General features: G+C 65.3%; 18 protein-coding genes and 1 pseudogene. 12 read left to right on the forward strand and 7 right to left on the reverse strand.

Annotated features, from left to right (window positions below):
- Positions 1-242: 242 nt before the first annotated feature.
- From guaB to BFN03_RS03815, 5 genes are all read left to right on the forward strand, one after another.
- Complete coding sequence (gene guaB, locus BFN03_RS03795; RefSeq protein ID WP_070380590.1) at positions 243-1766, forward strand: IMP dehydrogenase; 1524 nt, start codon at positions 243-245, stop codon at positions 1764-1766.
- Positions 1767-1797: 31 nt separating this feature from the next.
- Positions 1798-2934 carry a GuaB3 family IMP dehydrogenase-related protein gene (locus BFN03_RS03800; RefSeq protein WP_070377890.1) on the forward strand — a complete coding sequence of 379 codons (1137 nt, stop codon included), beginning with the start codon at positions 1798-1800 and terminating at the stop codon, positions 2932-2934.
- A 106-nt stretch (positions 2935-3040) separates the two neighbouring features.
- Positions 3041-3358, forward strand: a complete 318-nt coding sequence (locus tag BFN03_RS03805; RefSeq protein ID WP_070377891.1) for a hypothetical protein — start codon at positions 3041-3043, stop codon at positions 3356-3358.
- On the forward strand, positions 3355-3966 hold the full coding sequence (locus BFN03_RS03810; protein ID WP_232320432.1) for a DUF3558 family protein: 612 nt from the start codon (positions 3355-3357) through the stop codon (positions 3964-3966). The genes BFN03_RS03805 and BFN03_RS03810 overlap by 4 nt, the downstream gene beginning before the upstream one ends.
- Positions 3966-4571 carry a DUF3558 domain-containing protein gene (locus tag BFN03_RS03815; protein ID WP_084385732.1) on the forward strand — a complete coding sequence of 202 codons (606 nt, stop codon included), beginning with the start codon at positions 3966-3968 and terminating at the stop codon, positions 4569-4571. The genes BFN03_RS03810 and BFN03_RS03815 overlap by 1 nt, the downstream gene beginning before the upstream one ends.
- 79 nt (positions 4572-4650) lie before the next feature.
- Here BFN03_RS03815 and BFN03_RS03820 read toward each other — a convergent pair whose 3' ends face one another.
- The 3 genes from BFN03_RS03820 to BFN03_RS03830 are packed head-to-tail and all read right to left on the reverse strand — an operon-like array spanning position 4651 to position 8217.
- Positions 4651-5244, reverse strand: coding sequence for a CHAP domain-containing protein (locus BFN03_RS03820; protein WP_070377892.1), 594 nt, complete (start codon positions 5242-5244; stop codon positions 4651-4653).
- A gap of 52 nt (positions 5245-5296) precedes the next feature.
- A complete protein-coding gene (locus BFN03_RS03825; protein WP_070377893.1) occupies positions 5297-6586 on the reverse strand; it encodes an alkaline phosphatase family protein in 1290 nt (429 codons plus the stop codon).
- Entirely contained in the window at positions 6583-8217 is a 1635-nt protein-coding gene (locus BFN03_RS03830; RefSeq protein WP_198163471.1) for an alkaline phosphatase D family protein, read from the reverse strand. The genes BFN03_RS03825 and BFN03_RS03830 overlap by 4 nt, the downstream gene beginning before the upstream one ends.
- 534 nt (positions 8218-8751) lie before the next feature.
- Between BFN03_RS03830 and BFN03_RS03835 the strand changes: the two genes are divergently transcribed.
- Together BFN03_RS03835 and guaA are read left to right on the forward strand one after the other, a co-directional pair.
- Positions 8752-10494: an FAD-dependent oxidoreductase gene (locus BFN03_RS03835; RefSeq protein ID WP_070377894.1), complete on the forward strand. Its 1743-nt coding sequence runs from the start codon at positions 8752-8754 to the stop codon at positions 10492-10494.
- A gap of 64 nt (positions 10495-10558) precedes the next feature.
- Complete coding sequence (gene guaA, locus BFN03_RS03840; protein ID WP_070377895.1) at positions 10559-12130, forward strand: glutamine-hydrolyzing GMP synthase; 1572 nt, start codon at positions 10559-10561, stop codon at positions 12128-12130.
- 174 nt (positions 12131-12304) lie between these two features.
- Here guaA and BFN03_RS03845 read toward each other — a convergent pair whose 3' ends face one another.
- Positions 12305-13039: an SDR family oxidoreductase gene (locus BFN03_RS03845; RefSeq protein WP_070377896.1), complete on the reverse strand. Its 735-nt coding sequence runs from the start codon at positions 13037-13039 to the stop codon at positions 12305-12307.
- Between the two features lie 223 nt (positions 13040-13262).
- Positions 13263-13493, reverse strand: a complete 231-nt coding sequence (locus tag BFN03_RS03850) for a hypothetical protein (RefSeq protein ID WP_070377897.1) — start codon at positions 13491-13493, stop codon at positions 13263-13265.
- 874 nt (positions 13494-14367) lie between these two features.
- On the opposite strand from BFN03_RS03850, the gene BFN03_RS20980 reads away from it, so the two are divergent.
- Positions 14368-14724 (forward strand): pentapeptide repeat-containing protein, encoded by a 357-nt coding sequence (locus BFN03_RS20980; protein ID WP_442971899.1) that lies wholly within the window; start codon positions 14368-14370, stop codon positions 14722-14724.
- Between the two features lie 33 nt (positions 14725-14757).
- On the opposite strand, the pseudogene BFN03_RS20985 reads toward BFN03_RS20980, so the two are convergent.
- Positions 14758-14991, reverse strand: a pseudogene (locus BFN03_RS20985) (PspC domain-containing protein); the annotation flags it as partial.
- A gap of 68 nt (positions 14992-15059) precedes the next feature.
- Between BFN03_RS20985 and BFN03_RS03860 the strand changes: the two are divergent.
- A complete protein-coding gene (locus tag BFN03_RS03860) occupies positions 15060-16406 on the forward strand; it encodes an ATP-binding protein (protein WP_084385733.1) in 1347 nt (448 codons plus the stop codon).
- A gap of 79 nt (positions 16407-16485) precedes the next feature.
- Positions 16486-17145, forward strand: a complete 660-nt coding sequence (locus tag BFN03_RS03865; RefSeq protein WP_070377900.1) for a response regulator — start codon at positions 16486-16488, stop codon at positions 17143-17145.
- A gap of 71 nt (positions 17146-17216) precedes the next feature.
- On the opposite strand, the gene BFN03_RS03870 is transcribed toward BFN03_RS03865, so the two are convergent.
- Entirely contained in the window at positions 17217-18425 is a 1209-nt protein-coding gene (locus BFN03_RS03870; protein WP_070377901.1) for a serine/threonine-protein kinase, read from the reverse strand.
- A 229-nt stretch (positions 18426-18654) separates the two neighbouring features.
- Between BFN03_RS03870 and BFN03_RS03875 the strand changes: the two genes are divergently transcribed.
- The gene (locus BFN03_RS03875) at positions 18655-19515 is read left to right on the forward strand and encodes a hypothetical protein (protein ID WP_070377902.1); all 861 of its coding nucleotides are present in this window, start codon (positions 18655-18657) and stop codon (positions 19513-19515) included.
- Positions 19512-21065, forward strand: coding sequence for a DNA polymerase Y family protein (locus BFN03_RS03880; RefSeq protein WP_070377903.1), 1554 nt, complete (start codon positions 19512-19514; stop codon positions 21063-21065). The genes BFN03_RS03875 and BFN03_RS03880 overlap by 4 nt, the downstream gene beginning before the upstream one ends.
- Positions 21066-21076 lie beyond the last annotated feature (11 nt).

A 21076-nucleotide genomic window follows, 5' to 3' on the forward strand; every position in this document is an offset into this window, starting at 1 on the left:
AGCACCACCGTACGCAGGTTGTCCCCGTCTGCGCCAGCCGTTCGGCGTACGCCCAGCGTGGGTAGGCTCTGTGACGATCACATCGAGCCGATATCATGATGTTTGGAGCCGGGAATCGGGATCGTCGATCCGTTCTTTCCCAGTATCCGCAATCCGAAACTTTGCGCCAGATCGAAGATCCGACCGACCGCAGACGGCGTCACCGGCGCTGCATCTATCTCTCCATGGAGGGCCGCAACCGCATGACAAGTTCCGCAGGACATGTGCACACCGGCGGTGATGACCCCAACAAGGTCGCGATGCTGGGTCTTACGTACGACGACGTCCTGCTCCTGCCGGCGGCGTCGAATGTCATCCCGGGCCAGGTCGATACGTCCAGCCAATTGACGCGCGATATTCGACTGCGGGTTCCTCTCGTCAGCTCTGCAATGGACACCGTCACCGAGGCCCGCATGGCCATCGCGATGGCCCGTGCCGGTGGAATGGGGGTCCTGCACCGCAACCTGTCGATAGAAGCCCAGGCCGGGCAGGTGGAGACGGTCAAGCGGTCCGAGGCGGGAATGGTCACGGATCCGGTGACCTGTAAGCCGACCGACACCCTCGCCGACGTCGACGCCAAGTGCGCACGTTTCCGAATCTCAGGACTACCGGTCACCGACGACTCCGGGCAGCTCGTCGGCATCATCACCAACCGCGACATGCGATTCGAGGTCGATCAGAACCGCCCGGTATCCGAGGTGATGACGAAGTCGCCCCTGATCACCACTCAGGAAGGCGTTACCGCGGAAGTGGCTCTGGGGCTGCTCCGCCGCCACAAGATCGAGAAGCTGCCGATCGTGGACGGGCAGGGCAAATTGACCGGCCTCATCACGGTGAAGGACTTCGTGAAGACCGAGCAGCACCCGGACGCCACCAAGGACCGTGACGGACGGCTGCTGGTGGGTGCGGCCGTGGGCGTGGGCGACGAGGCGTGGAGCCGGGCGATGGCCCTCACCGACGCCGGGGTCGACGTGCTCGTGGTCGACAGCGCACACGGCCACTCCGCCGGTGTGCTCGACATGATCTCGAAGCTCAAGGCCGAGGTCGACGAGCGGGTACAGATCATCGGCGGCAACGTAGCGACCCGTGGCGGCGCGAGTGCGCTCATCGAGGCCGGCGTGGATGCCGTCAAGGTCGGTGTCGGCCCCGGTTCGATCTGCACGACCCGTGTCATCGCCGGTGTCGGTGCGCCGCAGATCACCGCGATCCTCGAGGCGGTTGCCGCGGCCAAGCCGCACGGTGTGCCGGTCATCGCGGACGGTGGACTCCAGTTCTCCGGTGACATCGCCAAGGCGCTTGCAGCGGGGGCTTCGACAGCCATGCTCGGTTCACTGCTCGCGGGCACGGCGGAGTCGCCGGGTGAGCTGATTCTGGTGAACGGCAAGCAGTACAAGAGCTACCGCGGAATGGGTTCCCTCGGTGCCATGCAGAGCCGCGGTGCGGGGAAGTCGTATTCCAAGGATCGCTACTTCCAGGACGATGTGCTCTCCGAGGACAAGCTCGTCCCGGAGGGTATCGAGGGCCGAGTCGCGTTCCGTGGCCCACTGTCTCAGGTCACCCATCAGCTCACAGGCGGTTTGCGGGCGGCGATGGGCTACACGGGAGCTTCCTCGATCGAGGAACTCCAGGAGGCGCAGTTCGTCCAGATCACTGCTGCGGGCCTGAAGGAGAGCCACCCGCACGACATCACGATGACGGTCGAAGCTCCCAACTACACCGCCCGCTAGCAACCTCACGATTCACGAGAAAGGGACGCGTGTGCGCGACCTCGTTGAGATCGGCATGGGCCGAACGGCCCGACGAACCTATGAGCTGGACGACATCGACATAGTCCCCTCCCGGCGGACGCGATCGTCCAAGGAAGTGTCAACAGCCTGGCAGCTCGACGCATACAGGTTCGACATCCCTGTGCTGGCGCATCCCACCGACGCGATCGTGTCCCCGTCGTTCGCGATCGAACTCGGCAAGCGCGGTGGCCTCGGAGTCATCAACGGTGAGGGTCTGTGGGGCCGGCACGCCGACGTCGAGGCGAAGCTCGACGAACTGGTCACACTGGCGGATTCGGGTGACGTCGATGTGCCGATCAAGAAGCTGCAGGAGTTGCACGCGGCACCACTGCAGCCGGGTCTTCTCGCCGCTGCGGTGGCCCAGGTTCGTGAGGCCGGCGTCACAACCGCGGTGCGCGTCAGCCCGCAGAACGCGCGAGCGCTCACCCCACTGCTGCTCGAGGCGGGTATCGACCTGCTGGTCGTGCACGGCACGATCATCTCCGCCGAACACGTCGCCCACGGCGACAGCGAGCCGCTGAACCTCAAGACGTTCATCTCCGAACTCGATGTCCCCGTCGTCGCGGGCGGGGTGAGCGATCATCGGACCGCGCTGCACCTGATGCGCACGGGCGCGGCGGGTGTCATCGTCGGGTACGGCTCCACGGAGGGGGCTACGACGACCGGTGAGGTCCTCGGTATCGGAGTTCCTATGGCAACGGCGATCGCGGATGCGGCCGCGGCCCGCCGGGACTATCTGGACGAGACGGGCGGTCGCTACGTCCACGTCATCGCCGACGGCGACATCGCGTCTTCGGGCGACCTCGCCAAGGCCATCGCCTGCGGTGCGGACGCTGCCGTGCTCGGCGCACCGCTGGCCGTGGCCGAGGAGGCGCCGGGCGGCGGTTGGTTCTGGCCGTCGGTTGCTGCGCATCCTTCGGTTCCTCGCGGTGCGTTGCTGCCGGTCTCGTTCGGCGACCGTCCCTCGCTCGACAAAGTCCTCACCGGACCTTCCGACGACCCCCTCGGTTCCCTGAACTTCGTTGGTGGCCTGCGTCGCTCGATGGCCAAGTCGGGATACTCGGATCTCAAGGAGTTCCAGAAGGTCGGGCTGACCGTCCGCGCCTGAGGTGGCCGTTTGTGAAAGGCCAATTGCCCTCCGGTTCGGATTTCAGTTGAGGCCGCGTACCATTCCCGGGGCGGCGTGAGGGTCGCGGTCATGATGAGGGGGATTGATGGGGCTGCGTCTCGAACCGGAAGCGATCGAACAGTGTGTGCGTGTCTGCGATCAGATGCTGGATTCGATCGACAATGCACTCAGGGAAGCGAACGGACTTCAGAATGTGAGCGGGTTCGGTGATTTCCGGATTGGACACCAACTCGAGGCTGGGTACAAGCGCAAGGGGGAGACGGTTATCCAGCGACTCAAAGAGTATCAAGCCGTCATCGTGGCGATGCGGGAAGCGTTCGCGTCCGGCGGCGAGGCCTTCGCCGACACCGATGGGCAGTTCGCCCGGGTGCTGAACAGTCTCGACCCGCAGGTGGACCGATGATGCTGCGCCGCACCTCCGTCGCCGCATTCTTGGTGTTCGCGTCGATCCTGACTGCTTGTGGGTCTCCTGCTGCTGAACCGGAGGCTGCGTCGGCGTCGGAGACCGTACCGTCGTCTCCGACTGTTCGGGTGCCGCGTCAGGTGGATCAGTCGGATCGGCCGTGGGTGGTGTTCGATCCGTGTCTCGATATTCCGGATGAGGCGTTGGTGGAGGCGGGTTACGATCCGGAGTCCAAGGATGAGGATGCTGTCGCCGCCGACTATCACACGTTCCTGATCTGTAATTTCGACACCCCGCAACGCCAGTACGGGCTGGGTGTGTTCTCGGCGAATATCACCTTCGCCGAGGAGCAGGAGAAGGTGAAGGACTATTCCACGCCGATCGAGTTCGACGGGCGTCGCGCACTGCGCAAGACGTCATCCACGATCAGTTGCGCCATCAGCATGGAAACCAGCTACGGGATCCTGATCGTTTCCCGTCTCATTCAACTTACGCGGTCGGACCAGAACACCGAGGAGGAGCGATGCGTCGGGATCGAGGAGACCGCGAGCATCATCGCCCGCTATTTGCCTGAGAGGGAGCGGGAGTTGCAGGACGCCGGCCGGTGATGCTGCGTCGCACCTCCGTCGCCGCACTCTTGGTGTTCGCATCGATCCTCACCGCTTGTGGGTCTCCCGTCGAGGCACCGGAGGCTGCGTCGGCGTCGGAGCCCGCGCCGCTCTCTCCGACCGTTCGGGTGCCGCGTCAGGTGGATCAGTCGGATCGGCCGTGGGTGGTGTTCGATCCGTGTCTCGATATTCCGGATGAGGCGTTGGTGGAGGCGGGTTACGATCCGGAGTCCAAGGATGAGGATGCTGTCGCCGCCGACTATCACACCTTCCTGATCTGTTCGTTCAGGACCCCGCAACGCAAGTACGGGCTGGGTGTGTTCTCGTCGAACATCACGTTCGCCGAGCAGCAGGAGAAGTCAAAGGACTACGCCACGCCGATAATGCTCGACGGGCGCCGCGCACTGCTAGAGGTACCGACCGAGGGCATTTGCGATGTGAGCATGGAAACCAGCTACGGCATCTTGGGTGTCTCCCGACTCTTCTTCCCCTCGCGGTCGGACCAGGACGAGGAGGAGCGGTGCGTCGGGATCGAGGAGACCGCGAGCATCATCGCCCGTTACTTGCCTGAGAGGGAGCGGGAGTTGCAGGACGTCGGCCGGTGATGTTGCATCGCTCCTCGGCAGCACTCATGGTGCTCGTGCCGAAACTGACCGCTTCTACAGGGCCACCACTAGCGGTAGCCTAGTCGAGGCGACCGAACCCGATGACTGCGCGATCCGACTGCCAGTCGAGGTGATGCACCCGAATTTTCCCGCGCTCGTTGCCGCCGACGGTGGTCGCGGTGTCGCCGTCGACAGTAACGACGAAGTTGGTGTGTTGACCGAGCCGAAACTCGTTGTCGTACAGCACCACGTCACCGGTCTTGGGTCGATAGCCGTTGCCGATCGGCTCGTACCGGCCCTCGGACTCGTAGTACTCCCGCAGCGTGTAGACGCCGGGGATGCGCCAGGACCCGGAGTGCGGGTTCGACAGCGGATCACCGGCCTCGCGCATGATCCAGCTGACGAAGTTCGCGCACCACGGCTCCCTGACGCCGTCCGAGTAGAAGGTGCCCGGGCGTTGCGCGGTGTGTTCAGTCTCGAGCAAATCGACGATCTGCGCCTGCGTCGTCGTCAATGCAGTCCGGTCGACGTCGGGGAACGGCGCTGTGTCCCAGGGCAGATACCGCGACGGCACCCACAACAGCATGGCGCCCGCAGCCACCGCCAGCACCGCGACCACCGTGGTGATCCAGAGTGCGTGACGGCGACGGCGGGCGACAGGTTGTGCGCTCATGTATCCGAATGTAATCGGAGTCGATCGCCGCGGGATCGGGGAATTCGAGCCGTCAGGCGACGACGAGACCCTCGATCCTGCTGGCGCCGTCCCAACCACCCTCGGGTGCACCAAGACCGAACATGCTTGCAACGGTCGGTGCGACGTCTATGGTGCGAGCCTGGACGTCGTCGATGCGCAGGCCGCGACCCACCATCTGATGGCCACCGGTGACAAAGAACGGGATCGGCAACGTCACGTTGTGGCCGTGGTTGCCGGGGATCGGGTTCGACAGGGGTGTCGGATCGCTGAACCGCCAACCCGGAGCGCAGAACGCCACAACGTCACCGGCGAGGTCACCGAGATCGAGTTCCGCGGGGGTGCGCACCGATTCGACACCCGGAACTCCGGCTGCGATCTGCTTGATCCGCTCGACTGCCTCGCTGCGCCGCGCATCGTCGCCCACGAAGTAGATGAGGTCGGCGCCGCCGTTGTCGGCAATCCGGATCTGGCCGGCGAGAAGGGGATCCGCGTTGAGCGGGCGGTCGAGACCGATCAGGTTGGTCGGCACAGACCAGTCCATCGAGTGGTCCGCGAGTACGATCAGCACACTGCGCTCCCAGCGGCCCGATGCGCGCAGGAAGTCGACGAACCGCTGCACCTGGCCGTCCGTGTTGCGCAGGGCCGCGGTGCGCGCGATGCGGGTCGAGGGCCCCGACAGGTCGAGATGACCCACGCGGTCGACGTCGCCGAGATTGGTGAACGTCAGCCGAGGCGAATGCTCATCCACGATCTGGATCAGTGCCTCGACCGTGAAGTTGTCGGGCGCATGCTCGGTGCCGGGCAGCAGCGGGAACGGATCCCAGACCACCGACGCCCGGTTGCCGAACAACCCGTGCAAGTAGTCCTTGGAGAGCACGCTCGCGGTGGTCAGCCCCAGCTCGGTGCGGACGCGGTCGAGCACCGTCGCGGCCTGCAGATCGCTTGCACTGCCGAGGGTTCTGGTGTCATCGATCTGGCGGTCGTAGATCGTATTGGAGGGAATACCGTTGCGGTACGGCAGCACGCCGGTCATCATCGCGGCGTGGTTGGGTAGTGTCTCCGCGATCATGACCGAGGACGCGTCGGGGTACAGCGTGCCGTCAGCGGCGAGACCGGTAAGCGCTGGGGTGAGGGACGGATTCAGTTCGTCCGGGCGCATGCCGTCGACGACGAGCACATGCACATCGAGGTCGTCGCGCACCGCCATGCCGGGGGCCTGGGCTGCGGCCGTACCCTGGCCGGCCAATCCGGCGACTGCGACGCCTCCTGCGATCGCGGTCCCGCCGATCAGCACGTCGCGCCGGGTCAGTGTGCCGCTCATGCGCCCGCTCCCGGCCGGTAGCCGGCAGGATCGAGCGGGCCCGCTACCGGGCGGGCCTGCTGAGAGCCATCGGCGACGCCGTAGCTCATCGCGTGCCGCACGGTGGCGTGCTTGTCGGTCACATCACTGACGTAGAACCAGTCCATCTGCGCTCCTTGTTTGTTCACCTCGAACACGCCGTATCCGTTGGAGTCGAGTTCGACGTACCGTAGATGCCGATTCATCCCCTTGAAGGCCTCTTCGACGGCGATGGATGCGGTGCGTGGAGGAACGCCGAGCATCTCGTCGACGTTGGAGGACGTAACCGACGGGACGATGAACTCGGTGCCGACAGTGCCGGCGCCCGGGTAGTCCGCGGCATTGACCGGCAGGTCGATCGCCCATGAGGTGTGGATGTCACCGGTGAGGAAGACGGTGTTGCCGACCCCGTTCTCGGTGATCGCGTCGAAAAGCCTGCGGCGGTCGGCGGTGTAGCCGTCCCACTGGTCGGTGCTGTAAGGGATGCCGGCGTCGGGCAATCCGACCATCTCGGTGATCGCACCCGTGGTGCGCTCATCGAGCGGTGGGAACACCAAGGGGGAGATCATCACCGGGTTGCCGACGAGCTTCCACTGCGCCGAAGAGGTGGTGATACCGCTGGTCAGCCAATCCATCTGCGCGCGACCGGTAATCGTTCGATCCGGGGAATTGGAATCGCGCCACCCGGCACCCGTGGAGGCCTGCTCGTCGCGGTAGGTACGCAGGTCGAGCATGGAGAGTTCGGCGAGATTGCCGAACTGGAAACGGCGGTAGAGCGCGGCGTCGCTACCCGTTCCGTTCACGCGCACCGGCATCCACTCGAAGTAGGCCTGCATAGAGGCGGCCCTACGCGTAGCCCAGTCCCCATCGGTGGCCGGATCGTGGTCCAGGGAGCCGGCCTCGTACGCGTTGTCGGCGGATTCGTGGTCGTCCCACGTCGCGATGAACGGAACCTTGGCGTGCAAGCCCATGAGGTCGGGGTCGGTCTTGTACTGCGCGTGCCGGATCCGGTAGTCGGCGAGCGAGACGATGTCGTGTGCCGGATCGTGCAGTCGAACAGAACCGTTGCGGGCGCCGTATCCGCCGTGACCGTATTCGTAGATGTAGTCGCCGAGGTGGATGATCGCGTCGAGGTCTTCGCGATCGGCGAGGTGGCGGTACGACGCGAAGTAGCCGCCCTCCCAGTTCGAACACGAGACGACGCCGAATCTCAGCCGCTCGAGGTCGGCATCGGTTGCGGGTGCGGTACGCGTGCGCCCGACCGGAGATGTCTGACCGAGCGCCGTAAACCGGTAGAAGTACGAGGTGCCCGGGCGCAGGCCGGTGACGTCGACCTTCACGGTGTGGTCGGTGTCCGACCCGGCGCCGGCGGTGCCGCTGCGTACGACGTTCGCGAAGTCCGAATCGGTTGCTACCTGCCAGGACAGTTGAACATTCGGCCCCACACCTGAGCCGGGTAGTGCGTCGGCGGATGGAGTAACCCGTGTCCAGATGATCACCCGGTCGGGGAGGGGATCACCGGAGGCGATGCCGTGGGCGAATCCCGGTGACAGGGTGCCCGCCGAAGCGCGTCCCGTAGCCGCTGCAGCCAACCCCGCTGCGGCAACCACCATCGAGCCGCGCAACACACCGCGTCGGCTCACTCCAGTGATCTCGTTGTTCTCGAACACCGAGGGATCACAGCACAACCTGAGCGGTGATTCAAATCTGATTCGGCCTGCGCGACAGGTGTTCAACTCGAATTCGGTTAGTCGAGATTCGCAATTCACCTTCGGTGCCGCATCTGACTCGCCCTCGATCTTGTGAACCGGCACTCGCATTGCTGCCGAGTCGAACGGCATCAGATCGGCGATCGGACCACCGCGCCGGAACCGCTCGGCGTGGTCGCGGTGACGCTCGTCCGCTAGGTGAGCTGGGATTTCGGGCGCTTGGTTGGGCCTCGCGCTCACCTTTCGGAAAGGAGAATGCGCGCCAAGTTCTTCGACCACTCGTCTCTTCGTGGAACCCGTTCGTCATCAGAGAGTCCCCGACCCGAACCCGTTTCTGATACCTTGCGTTACGGTTAATTAGATGGCCCTTGTGGCAACTGTCACATTCGCTCGGTGCATACTGGCGGGTAATAGTTCAGGTCTCTTGGAGGTCCAGTGATGAGCAAGCAGCGCGCGACGGACTACGACGTCCTCGTCGTCGGTTCCGGATTCGGTGGCAGTGTCACCGCGCTCCGATTGGTGGAAAAGGGCTACAAGGTCGGCATCCTCGAGGCTGGCCGTCGCTATGCGGACGCCGACTTCGCCAAGACGAGTTGGGATCTCAAGAAGTTCCTGTGGGCACCTGCCCTGGGATTCTTCGGTATTCAGCGCGTCCACGTTCTGCGTGACTGCCTGATCCTCGCCGGCGCGGGAGTCGGTGGTGGCTCGCTCAACTACGCCAACACGCTCTACAAGCCGCCTGCCCCCTTCTTCGAAGACAAGCAGTGGGCACACATCACCGATTGGCACGACGAACTCACCCCGTACTACGAGCAAGCCCGCAAGATGCTCGGCGTGGTGCAGAACCCGCACATGACCCCCGCCGACGAGATCATCAAGTCGGTAGCCGAAGACATGGGGGTCGGCGAGACGTTCATCCAGACACCGGTGGGCGTCTTCTTCGGTGAGCCCGGCAAGACCGTGTCCGACCCCTATTTCGGCGGCGTCGGGCCAGACCGCACCGGCTGCATCGAGTGCGGTGAGTGCATGACCGGGTGCCGCCACGGCGCAAAGAACACGCTGCTCAAGAACTACCTGGGGCTTGCCGAGAAGGCCGGCGCCGAGATCATCCCGATGACAACGGTGACGGGGCTGCGCGAGGCCTACGACGGGACGTGGCACGTCAGCACCCGGCGCACGGGCCCGCGCAAGCGAAGGGGCCGCAAGACGTACACCGCCGCCCACGTCGTTCTCGCCGCAGGCACGTGGGGCACGCAGCATCTGTTGTTCGACCAGAAGGATTCGGGCGCATTGCCCAAGATCTCCGACCAACTCGGTGTGCTCACCCGCACCAACTCCGAATCGATCCTCGGCGCCGCCAGGAAGACGGTGGACCCTGCCCTCGAGCTGACCAAGGGCGTAGCCATCACGTCGTCGTTCCACCCGACGTCCGACACCCACGTCGAGCCGGTGCGGTACGGCAAGGGGTCGAACTCCATGGCCATGCTCCAGACCTTGCTGACCGACGGTGGCGGCAGGCGATGGTTGACGTTCCTCAAGGAGCTGGCGAAGAACCCGACCGCGGTGCGGGCGCTCACTCCTTACAAGTGGAGCGAGCGCACCATCATCGCGCTCGTGATGCAGAACCTCGACAACTCCATCACGACTTACACCAAGAAGGGCCTGTTCGGTCGGCGCAAGGTCACGAGCAAGCAGGGCCACGGGGAGCCGAACCCGAGCTGGATTCCGGTGGGCAACGAGGCCACCCGTCGTATCGCGAAGAAGATCGACGGCGAGGCGGGTGGAACCTGGGGAGATGTGTTCAACATCCCGCTGACCGCGCACTTCCTTGGTGGCTGCGCGATCTCCTCGGAGCCGTCGAAGGGCGTCATCGATCCGTACCACCGCGTTTGGGGATACCCGACGCTGAGTGTGGTCGACGGCGCCGCCGTGTCGGCGAATCTGGGCGTCAACCCGTCCCTGACCATTTCGGCGCAGGCCGAGCGTGCGGCGTCTCTGTGGCCGAACAAGGGTGAGCAGGATCAGCGTCCCGCGCAGGGCGAGGGGTACAGGCGCCTGAACCCGGTCGCGCCGGTCAAGCCGGTAGTGCCAGCGGATGCTCCCGCTGCTCTGGTACTGCCGATCGTCGAGATCCGCAGTGGTGCCAAAGCGTCGAAGAAGAGCAAGCACGGCGTCGCCTAGTCGCCGGTCGGGTCCGGTCATGGGGCCGCGCGGGTCGTGGTGCCGCGCGGCTTAGACTGACCCGGTGACAGATATCGAGCAGCAGAGACCGGTTCTCGTCGTCGACTTCGGCGCGCAGTATGCGCAGCTGATCGCCCGGCGTGTGCGCGAGGCCAAGGTCTACTCCGAGGTGATTCCGCACACCGCGACCGTCGCGGAGATCGCGGCCAGAAATCCCCTCGCCGTGGTGCTCTCGGGCGGGCCGTCGAGCGTGTACGAGGAAGGTGCGCCCCAGCTGGACGCGGCCTTATTCGACCTGAAAGTGCCGGTATTCGGTATCTGCTACGGATTTCAAGCCATGGCCGGCGCTCTCGGCGGAACAGTGGCGCACACCGGCACCCGCGAATACGGCCGAACAGAATTGTCGGTACGGGGCGGATTGCTGCACGATGGTCTGCCGTCGAATCAGCCCGTGTGGATGAGTCACGGCGACGCGGTCACCGAGGCGCCCGAGGGGTTCGAGGTGACGGCCACGAGTGCGGGCGCGCCCGTCGCCGCATTCGAGGACCGGGCCCGCAAGTTCGCGGGGGTGCAGTATCACCCTGAGGTCCTGCATTCGCCGCACGGACAGCAGGTGCTGAGCCGGTTCTTGCATGAGATAGCGGGAATTCCCGCCGCCTGGACGCCGGCGAATATCGCCGACGCACTCGTCGAGCAGGTTCGTGAACAGGTCGGTGACGGCAAGGCCATCTGTGGACTCTCCGGCGGTGTCGACTCTGCGGTCGCGGCGGCGCTCGTGCAGCGGGCGGTGGGCGACAACTTGACTTGTGTGTTCGTCGATCACGGCCTCATGCGTGCAGGTGAGCGGGTGCAGGTGGAAAAGGACTTCGTTGCCGCCACCGGCGCCAAGCTGATCACCGTCGACGCTGCCGAGACCTTCATCGGCGAACTGGCCGGAGTGTCCGACCCGGAAACCAAGCGCAAGATCATCGGCCGAGAGTTCATCCGCAGCTTCGAGGGTGCGGTCAGCGATGTGTTGGGCGAGAACGCCGCACACGGTGACGCGGTCGAATTCCTGGTCCAGGGCACGCTCTATCCGGACGTCGTAGAGTCCGGCGGTGGAACGGGCACCGCCAACATCAAGAGCCATCACAACGTGGGCGGACTGCCGGAGGACTTGCAGTTCAAGCTCGTCGAGCCGCTTCGACTGCTGTTCAAGGACGAGGTCCGTGCCGTGGGGCGCGAGCTGGGTCTGCCCGACGAGATCGTGCGCCGACAGCCGTTCCCCGGTCCCGGACTCGGCATCCGCATTATCGGAGAGGTTACGCAGGAGCGACTCGAGATCCTGCGTCACGCGGATTCCATTGCGCGCGAGGAGTTGACGGCCGCAGGGCTCGACAGTCAGATCTGGCAGTGCCCGGTGGTGCTGTTGGCCGACGTTCGTAGTGTCGGCGTGCAGGGTGACGGTCGCACTTACGGTCACCCGATCGTGCTTCGGCCCGTTTCGAGCGAGGACGCGATGACCGCGGACTGGACACGGTTGCCCTACGACGTTCTCGAGCGGATCTCCACCCGGATCACCAACGAGGTGCACGACGTCAATCGCGTCATTCTGGACATTACGAGCAAACCGCCAGGCACCATCGAGTGGGAGTAGACCTGGGCGTGACAGACAACGCTCGCAACGCGGAGCAGGTCTGCGACGACGCGGAGATCGAAACCGATCCGGTGAACAACTACTACATCGCCAAAGTGAGCCGGTTGCCCGACCCACTTCGGGCGATCCCGTCAAATCATCAGTACCGCAAGGGCTCGGCACTGCGCGACATGATCAGATGGTGGCGAGGTAGTCATCGAACGTTGTTGTGGTACTCAGATAGTCGCCTTGTGGGATGAGGCCGCCCGTAGCCATCGCTTTTCCCACCTTCCCGGGCATAGTGATCGGTACCACCAGTCGACGAGTATGGCGTGCTGCGACGATCCGACGGGCCATGTCGACCACCTGCTCCTGCCGCGGCCCGGCGATCGAGACGGTTCCCCATGCAGGATCGCGCTGCGAAGTCCGCACCAGAAACTCCGCAACGTCGTCGGCGGCGACCGGCTGGCACAGAATCCGTGGAATGGCGACGGCCCGTGACTTCGACTCGAGTAGCGGCTCGGGATACTCGAAGAAGTGTGTGGCACGGACGATGGTCCACGGAACCGCACCGGCGCGGACGCATTCCTCTTGTTCGCGCTTACCCAGGTAGTAGCCGAAGTCGATCGCGTCTATCCCGACGATCGACAACGTCACGAGATGACCGACGCCCGCACGCTCTGCGGCCGCAACGAGATTCGCTGCCGCTTGCCCGAAGTACCGGACAGCCGGACGTGCTCGCATCACTGTCTTGTTCGACACGTCCACGACAGCATCGCAACCTTCCAGCGCCGCATCGAGACCGTCACCGGTCATCAAGTCGACCCCGGTGGAGCGGGCGATCACGACGGTCTCGATACCTGCCTCCCGCGCACGCGCGACGACCTTCGACCCGACCAGCCCGGTTCCACCAACTACCGCAAGTCTCATGCTCCCTAGCTCCTTTCACGTGCCCGTCACCACACTGCGCGGGCAACCGACGATCACTTCACGGACAAGGACGGGGCAGAGCGCAGAAAGGTGACACACCGTGTCGTACGTCACCGGTGCGCACCATTTCCTAGGGAGACGACTCCTGACGAGCATCGTCAGAGATCAGGCCCCAGCACACATCAGGTGACCGGGGCCTCGAAAGGGGCGGGCGTTGGAACGGCTACTTGCGTCGGCTCGGCGTGAACACGAGCACTACGCCGACCAGGACTGCCATGGCCACGAACACCCATCGAAATTCGATGTTGTCTTCCAGGGTGACCGCGAAGGACTGACCGGCAAGCGCCCAACCGCTCACGAAAAGCGCCGCCAGACCAGAGAGGAGCATGACCACCGACGGCCCTCTCCGCGTTGGGGTCCGGTCGCTGTCTCGAGTCTCGTTTGTGTCAGCCACGACGCACCTCCAGGCCTCCGAATTTGACATCTGCGTTCAGGGTCAAGATGTGACCGCCGATGCCGTCGGCGCCGCCGTCGATGCCGTCACCGAGGCAGTTGGAGTCGCCGAACACGACCGTGCAGTGGTTCTCGACATCCATGTCCGGCGGGAGTATCACCTCGACCTCACCGAACCTTCCGCTGACGTCGACCGTCTTGTCCTCGGTGAGGGTGACGTTTCTCAAGTCGAGCGTGAAGCTGCCGAACTTGCCGGAATAGGCGGGCTGGATGCCGGCTGCGGTCACGGGAGCCCAGGTTCGGTCGCCCACATCGTCGCTGTTGAAGTCCACCGACCCGACGAGCGATGCGAGGACTACGAACCCGATCAGCGGGCCTGCGAAGACGAGGAGTCCGTAGCCCCTGCGCAGGAAGCCGCCGATCAGTAGTCCGACTGCGATGATGGCGAGCGCGATGGCGCCGATACGACTGGGGTTCAGCCACTCCGATCCGGTGGCTGCCGATACGGCGGTCGCCGCGGCTGCGGCGAGAATCGCCAATCCGATCACCGTGGTGGTCAACCGTGAACGTCGGCGTTCGGGTGGCGGCTCGTCAGCGGTGTCTTTCTCCGGTTCAGGAAGGTCCCACGCGAATGGGGCCACGCCGAGCGGGTCCCACGCGGGCGGTCCCTGTTCGAGCGGGGTCGGGGGTTCCGGAGGTGTCTCGACCTGCGGATCCGAGGGCGGCGTCTTCTCGAACGTGACCGGATTCGATTCGGCGGCAGCAGTTTCAGAGGTAGCAGACTCGGCTGCGCTCTCGTCCGGGACGGGAGGGGTGTATGGCGTGTAGGAGGTGGGCATCGTGGTGTTCGGACCGTAAGCACCGGCTCCGAACTGGTGGGGGCCGAACTGACCGGGTCCATATTGACCGGTTCCATGCTGACCGGCTCCGAACTGACCGGGGCCGAACTGACCGGGTCCGAACTGGTTGGGTGGGAAGCCCGCCCCGGGATACCCGAGGCCTCCGCCGGGAGTCGAAACTGCGGCCGGCAATGGCGGCGGTGTCGGCTGTCGCTGATAGAGCAGCCACAGTCCGCCGAGCATCAGCATCATGCTGATGAGCCCGGAGCCGCCGAGACCGACTCCGATGGGTCCGACTGTGCTCAGTGCGATGGCCAATGCCACGAGGAGCACGACTGTCTTGGTACCCGAATCGGAACTGTGACCGCGTCCCATCAGGGACTCCGCGGGTGACGCGGCGTCACCGGACTTGGCAAGAGTGAGCCAGCCCGCCAGATACAGGAGCACACCGGTACCGCCGAAGAGGGTGGCCAGGACGAAGGCGACTCGTATCAGTACGGGGTCGACACCGTAGCGGTATCCGATACCCGCACAGACACCTGCGACGTGGCCGCGGCGGGGCAGTCGTACCGGCCGGGTGCGCCACAGATCCTGTAGCTGTTCTTGGAAGCTCCCATTGGTCATACGGTTATATTTGCGGTCGCCGGGGTCTGTGCACATCGGGAACTACCCTGATCTTTGCAGTGGATGCGGGCGGCGACACGTCAGGAAGTCAGGGTTGGCCCCTGATGTCCGCGGCCTCGCCATCATGCAAGTATCGAGAAGTGCAACCTGTGTCGAACATAGCCGGGAGTGGTGGTGCCCCCGTGACGGCTCCCGTGCCACCAGGTGTCGCCACGCCGCGGCTCGAGCGCCGGGCCGGTGGCCGGATCGTCGGCGGTGTGGCCGGTGGTATCGCTGATCACCTCGGTGTCGAGGTATTGAAGGTTCGCATCGCGTTCGTCTGCCTCGCGGCGCTCGCCGGCGCGGGGATCGTCGGCTACGGGTTGCTGTGGCTCTTCACAACCGCGGGTTCGGATACGCAGAAGCCCAGCCCCGCCGATCGGCGGAGGGCGTACGGCCTGATCGCAATCGGTTTGGCCGGCGCGTCCGGGTTGTCGTGGTTGTTCAGCGGCCGGGTGGGTTCGGTGATCGGGCCGATCATCGTGGTCGCCGTGGGTGCTGCGCTGGTGTGGCGCGAGTTCGACTCGGAGGGACCGCGCACCGTCATCGGTCTGCCCCAGCGACCTACCGTCCTCACGTGGGCGAGGGTCGTGGGTGGCGTGACACTGATCGTGTCCGGTCTCGGCGTGGTGATTCTCGCGCAGGTCGACATCGAAGCGCTGCGGTCGTCGTTGCTGGCCGTGCTGGTCACCCTGGTCGGTGCGGGCCTGTTGACGGTGCCTCTGTGGCTGCGGCTGTGGCGTGCACTGGGAGCCGAGCGGGCGGCCCGCATCCGCAACGAAGAACGCGAAGAGATCGCTTCGCATCTGCACGACTCGGTTCTACAGACCCTTGCGCTCATCCAGAAGCGGGCCGAGTATCCGCAGGAGGTCGCCCGACTCGCGCGTGGCCAAGAGCGGGAGTTGAGAAAGTGGCTGTTCAGTGGGGGAGACGTCGACCATGCGAGCCTCGCGGAGGCGCTGCGCATCATCTCCGGGGAGGTCGAAGATCAGCACGGCGTGACGGTGCGACCGGTGACCGTAGGAGACGTGAGTCTCGACGGTAACGGAACGGGTGAAGGCCTGGCGAAGGAGAGCTTTACCGCGGTTCTCGGGGCGACGAGAGAGGCTCTGGTCAACGCGGCCAAGCACTCCGGCGAGACGGATATCAATCTGTTCGCCGAGGCCGAGCAAGAGCAGGTGAGTGTATTCGTCCGGGATCGCGGTGTCGGATTCGACGTCGACGAGGTGCCGACCGATCGCCAGGGGCTCTCGAAGTCGATCCGCGCGCGCATCGAGCGTCGCGGTGGGAAAGTCGACGTGCGCTCGTCACCAGGGAAAGGAACAGAGGTGCGGATCTTCATGCCGAGGGGTGGACGGTCGCGGCCTGGGGCCACGGCACCGGAGGAGTCGGACGCTGCCAGCCGTGGGTAGGACGCGGGTTGTCCTGGATTCACGTGTTCGTCCCCTAGAGTGGGTTGACCATTCACGCCCACACCGAGGGACAGCCGCAGTGACTTTGCCGCAAACGCCGCCGTATCGAGTCTTTCTCGTCGATGATCATGCCGTTTTCCGGTCGGGTGTCCGCGCCGAGCTCGGAAGGGAAGCCGATATGGAGGTGGTGGGGGAGGCCAACGGCGTCGCGGAGGCGGTCGCCGGGATCAACTCCACCGCACCGCATGTCGTGCTGCTCGACGTTCACATGCCCGACGGCGGCGGTGTCGCGGTGTTGCGGGGTATCGAGTCGGGCCCGGTGTGCCTGGCCTTGAGCGTGTCCGACGCCGCCGAAGACGTGATCGCGGTGATTCGGGCCGGTGCCCGTGGGTATGTGACCAAGTCGATCTCCGGTGGCGAACTGGCTGACGGGGTGCGCCGGGTTGCCGGTGGTGACGCCGTGTTCAGTCCTCGACTCGCGGGTTTCGTGTTGGACTCGTTCACCGGACGTTCGAATGCTCCCGAACCGCAATTGGATCCGGAGCTCGATTCACTGACCCCGCGCGAGTTGGAGGTTCTGCGCCTACTCGCCCGTGGCTATACGTACCGGGAGATCGCCGAAGAACTGGTGATTTCGGTGAAGACGGTGGAAACCCACGCGTCCAACGTGCTGCGGAAGACGCAGCAGTCCAACCGAAATGCGCTCACGAGATGGGCGCACCGCCGTCGGATCGACTGATCCGCCACTAGACCGTCGGATCGACTGATCCGCCACTAGACCGTCGGATCGACTGATCCGCCCACGTGGCGTCAGGGCTGGGTCAACAGGGCGATCACGGCTACGAGTGCGGCCAGGATCAGGATCACGACCATCACTCCCATGGCAATCGGCGCCCATGCGACCACCTGGTCGCGGATGCTGGGTGCAGGCGAACCCGGGGCAGGCTTGGCTGGTCTCGGCGGCCACGGCAATCGGCTCAGCGGCCGTTGCACGTTCGTCAACGGGGTGCTTTGCTGCACGGCGGGCAGCCCAGCCTGGGTGGAACTCACCAACTTGCTGCGTTTGCGTGAATCGGGCAACGGTGTCGAACGGTGGGCCCATGCCGGAATCGTGCCGTCGGCGGAATAGACGGGGGATCCTATGAGGTGGGCGATGTCTCCGGGCCCAGCCATCGCCACACGAGCTAGCTCGTCCCTGGCCTCGGACATCGTGGGTCGGCGAGCGGGGTCGGGTTCGAGTAGGTGCAGCAGCGTGTCGGTCAGTGGCCCGGCCTTCGCTGGACGGTAGATCTCGGCCCTCGCGACCCGGTGAAGGAGGGCGACCGAGTCGGAGTCGATACCGAACGGCGGTTGCCCCTCTACAACGGTGTAGAGCGCGGCCCCGAGGGAGAAGACGTCGCTGGCTTCGGTGGGATCCTTGCCTCGCGCGACCTCCGGGGAGAAGTATGCGGGGGTGCCGGTGATGACCCCGTTCGTGGAATCGGCGGAATCGCCCTTGGCGCGTGCGATTCCGAAGTCGCTGATCTTGACGGTGCCGAGTTCCCGGCCACGGTCGGCAACAAGGATGTTGCCCGGCTTGATATCGCGGTGCACGATGCCGGCAGCGTGGGCTGCCGCGAGTGCATCGGCCACCTGTGCACCGATCTGTGCGACCTCCAGCGGGGGCAGCGTCTCGACGATGTTCATCGCCTGAGCCAGGCTGCGTGACGGCAAGTACTCCATGACCAGCCAAGGTTCTCCGGCTTCGAGCGCCACGTCGTACATCGCGATGGAGTGATTGTGGGCAAGTTTGGCGGCGTTGCGGCCTTCGCGCATGGTGCTCTCACGTAGGCGTTGCGCTTCGTCGGGAGCGAGTCCGGCCGTCGTGATGACTTGCTTGACAGCGACATCGCGGTGCAGGAGGGTGTCTCGCGCGAGCCAGACCGCACCCATTCCGCCGCCGCCGAGTTTGGATTGCAAACGGTACCTTCCGGCCACCAGGTAGTCGGGTCCGATGCCCCTTTCACTCTGCTGTTCCATCACGAGTTCAGGTTAGTAGATGGGAGAGGCGCCGAATTCGCTAACGGTCGGGCCCGAAGATTCGGGATTCACTTGACGAGCCTTCGCCGACCGGCTTTACTGGGACTAGTTCGAAAATATGTTCGAACTAGTGACTGTTTGCACTAGTTCCTGTTCGAGCCGCGCCTTCCCCGTGGTAGCCAACCGTTGTTGATACCGAGCGTCGGGGGTGTCGAATTTGGCTGAAGAAATGGCCTGTGAGCCAGGGCGTTCCGAACGGTCGGAACTCTCCGGCTTGTCCCGGCAGGAGCGCCTGGACTACCTCAGACGGCGGATGGCGGCTGTTCCGGCCCGCGGCGAGTCGATGGCCCCCCGACTCCCGGGGGAGAACTCGTTTCGCGTGATGGGTGCATCTGCGACTTCTGCGCCTTCAGTGCCTTTCGGGGCTTCCGGCTCCGACGCTGTCGGGGTGCTTCCTGTTCCGACAGCACTGGCCGAGCTTCTTCCCCGACGTGGGCTGACGCGCGGTTCCGTGGTGGCGGTGTCGGGTGCTGCCTCGCTTCTGCTGGGACTGGTCGCGTCCGTGACCGCGGGCGGGGGCCATGTCGCGGTGATCGGGCACCCCAGGCTCGGGATTCTGGCAGCGGTCGAGATGGGGGCGAGGCTCGAACGGTTGGCATTGATCCCCGACCCCGGCGCCGATCCGGTAGAGATCGCTGCGGTGCTACTGGACGGAATGGACCTGGTGGTGCTCGGACTGGGAGGGGCATCAGTTGCGCCGTCCAGGGCACGCGCGGTGGTGGCTCGGGCGCGGAGTAAGGGGTCGACCTTGGTAGTCACGGATGGTCACTGGGATGGCGTGGAGATGCGACTCGACGCCCAGGTCCGCGGTTACACGGGATTGGGCAATGGATCCCAGGACCGGGGATGCGGGCGGTTGCGTGCCCTCAGCTTGGTGGTATGTGCCAGGGGGCGGGCGTTCCAGCCGTGCACCACCAGGCTGGACGTGCGATCGGAGCAGGGGCGGGTGCAGTGGGTGGGTACTTCGGAACCGGTGGTCGCGCTCGAGGCAGGTCTTCCCGCAGAGCCGACGGTGGTGGTGGGATTGTGAGCCGGGTGCTGGCGTTGTGGTGTCCCGACTGGCCCGCGGTTGCGGCCGCGGCGTCGGCCGACCTCTCGCCGACTCATCCGGTGGCGGTGACGTCGGGTAACCGGGTGGTCGCCTGCTCTGCGACGGCCAGGGCGGATGGGGTGCGTCGTGGCCTGCGCCGGCGAGAGTCCCAGGCGCGGTGTCCCCGGTTGTATGTGGTGACAGCCGATCCCGACCGCGATGCGCGGTTGTTCGAACCAGTGGCCTCTGCGGTCGATGCGGTAGCACCTGGTGTCGAAGTGTTGCGTTCGGGTCTCGTGGTGCTCCCGGCCCGCGGTGTCGCCCGATACTTCGGTTCGGAGGAAACTGCCGCGGAGCGGTTGGTGGATCAGGTGTCGACGGTGGGGGTGGAATGCCAGGTCGGTATCGCGGATCAGCTGTCCACGGCCGTGATCGCCGCGCGCAGAGCGGCACTCGTGCCGCCCGGTGAGGGAGCGGACTTTCTGGCGCCGCTTCCGATGCGGGAACTTGCGGCCGAACCGAGCCTCGCGGCGCCTCACCGGGGCGAGCTGGTCGACCTGTTGCATCGGCTCGGGTTGCGTACCGTCGGTGCCTTCGCCGCGCTGTCGGCGAGCGATGTGGCTTCGCGGTTCGGAACCGATGCGGTGCTGGCGCACCGGGTTGCGCGTGGTGAGCCGGAGCGCCCGCCGTCGGCGAGGCCGTTGCCTCCCGACCTGGACGTGGAGGAGCACTGCGATCCGGTGATCGAACGAGTCGATGCCGCCGCCTTCGCGGGGCGCGCGTTGGCGGAGAAACTTCACCGCGCGCTGTCGGACGCCGCGGTGGCCTGTACCCGGCTGTCGATATCGGCGATCACCTGCAATGGCGAGCAACTGTGCCGTACCTGGAGGTGCGCGGAACCGTTGACCCCGGAGGCGACCGCCGACCGGGTGCGGTGGCAACTGGATGGGTGGCTGACCGGGCGTAGCGAGAAGCGACCCACCGCCGGGATCGCCGTCCTGAGACTCGAACCGGTGGAAGTGGTGGCAGCAGGCGCCCTGCAGTTGGGACTGTGGGGTGGGGTCGGAGATCAGGACGAGCGGGCCCGCCGGTCACTGGTGCGAGTGCAGGGGCTGCTCGGTGGGGACGCCGTGCAGGTGGGCGTCCTCAGCGGTGGGCGAGGACCCGCGGAGCGCATCACACTTCTGCCGCTGGGAGATGAGTTGATTCCTCGCAACGATCCGTCGGAGCCATGGCCGGGCGCGCTGCCGGAACCGGCGCCTGCTGCGGTGCCGACGGCGAACCCGCAGGTGTGGATGGCGGACGAGCGGGGTATGGCTGTGACAGTTACCGAGCGTGGCGTATTCAGCGCTTCTCCAGCACGGTTGCGGTGGGGAAGCCGAGAGTGGGCGGTGTGTGGATGGGCCGGGCCGTGGCCGGTGGACGAATGGTGGTGGGACCCTCCTGCCGCTCGGTCTGCAGCCAGGGCGCAGGTGCTGTTGGAACAGTCGCGGGCACTGCTGCTGATCTGCACAGAAGGGCACTGGGTGGTGGAGGGGATCTATGAATAAGGAATACGGAA

Source organism: Rhodococcus sp. WMMA185 (genome assembly GCF_001767395.1).
In the GTDB taxonomy this organism is placed as follows: Bacteria; Actinomycetota; Actinomycetes; order Mycobacteriales; family Mycobacteriaceae; genus Rhodococcus_F.

Coding starts and splice junctions, on each gene's coding strand:
- BFN03_RS03820 (WP_070377892.1), bottom strand. CDS start 5,244: ATGAGCGCACAACCTGTCGCCCGCCGTCGCCGTCACGCACTCTGGATC.
- guaB (WP_070380590.1), top strand. CDS start 243: ATGACAAGTTCCGCAGGACATGTGCACACCGGCGGTGATGACCCCAAC.
- BFN03_RS03860 (WP_084385733.1), top strand. CDS start 15,060: ATGTCCGCGGCCTCGCCATCATGCAAGTATCGAGAAGTGCAACCTGTG.
- BFN03_RS03810 (WP_232320432.1), top strand. CDS start 3,355: ATGATGCTGCGCCGCACCTCCGTCGCCGCATTCTTGGTGTTCGCGTCG.
- BFN03_RS03875 (WP_070377902.1), top strand. CDS start 18,655: ATGGCCTGTGAGCCAGGGCGTTCCGAACGGTCGGAACTCTCCGGCTTG.
- BFN03_RS03805 (WP_070377891.1), top strand. CDS start 3,041: ATGGGGCTGCGTCTCGAACCGGAAGCGATCGAACAGTGTGTGCGTGTC.
- BFN03_RS03845 (WP_070377896.1), bottom strand. CDS start 13,039: ATGAGACTTGCGGTAGTTGGTGGAACCGGGCTGGTCGGGTCGAAGGTC.
- BFN03_RS03830 (WP_198163471.1), bottom strand. CDS start 8,217: ATGGTGGTTGCCGCAGCGGGGTTGGCTGCAGCGGCTACGGGACGCGCT.
- BFN03_RS03825 (WP_070377893.1), bottom strand. CDS start 6,586: ATGAGCGGCACACTGACCCGGCGCGACGTGCTGATCGGCGGGACCGCG.
- BFN03_RS03870 (WP_070377901.1), bottom strand. CDS start 18,425: ATGGAACAGCAGAGTGAAAGGGGCATCGGACCCGACTACCTGGTGGCC.
- BFN03_RS03835 (WP_070377894.1), top strand. CDS start 8,752: ATGAGCAAGCAGCGCGCGACGGACTACGACGTCCTCGTCGTCGGTTCC.
- BFN03_RS03815 (WP_084385732.1), top strand. CDS start 3,966: ATGCTGCGTCGCACCTCCGTCGCCGCACTCTTGGTGTTCGCATCGATC.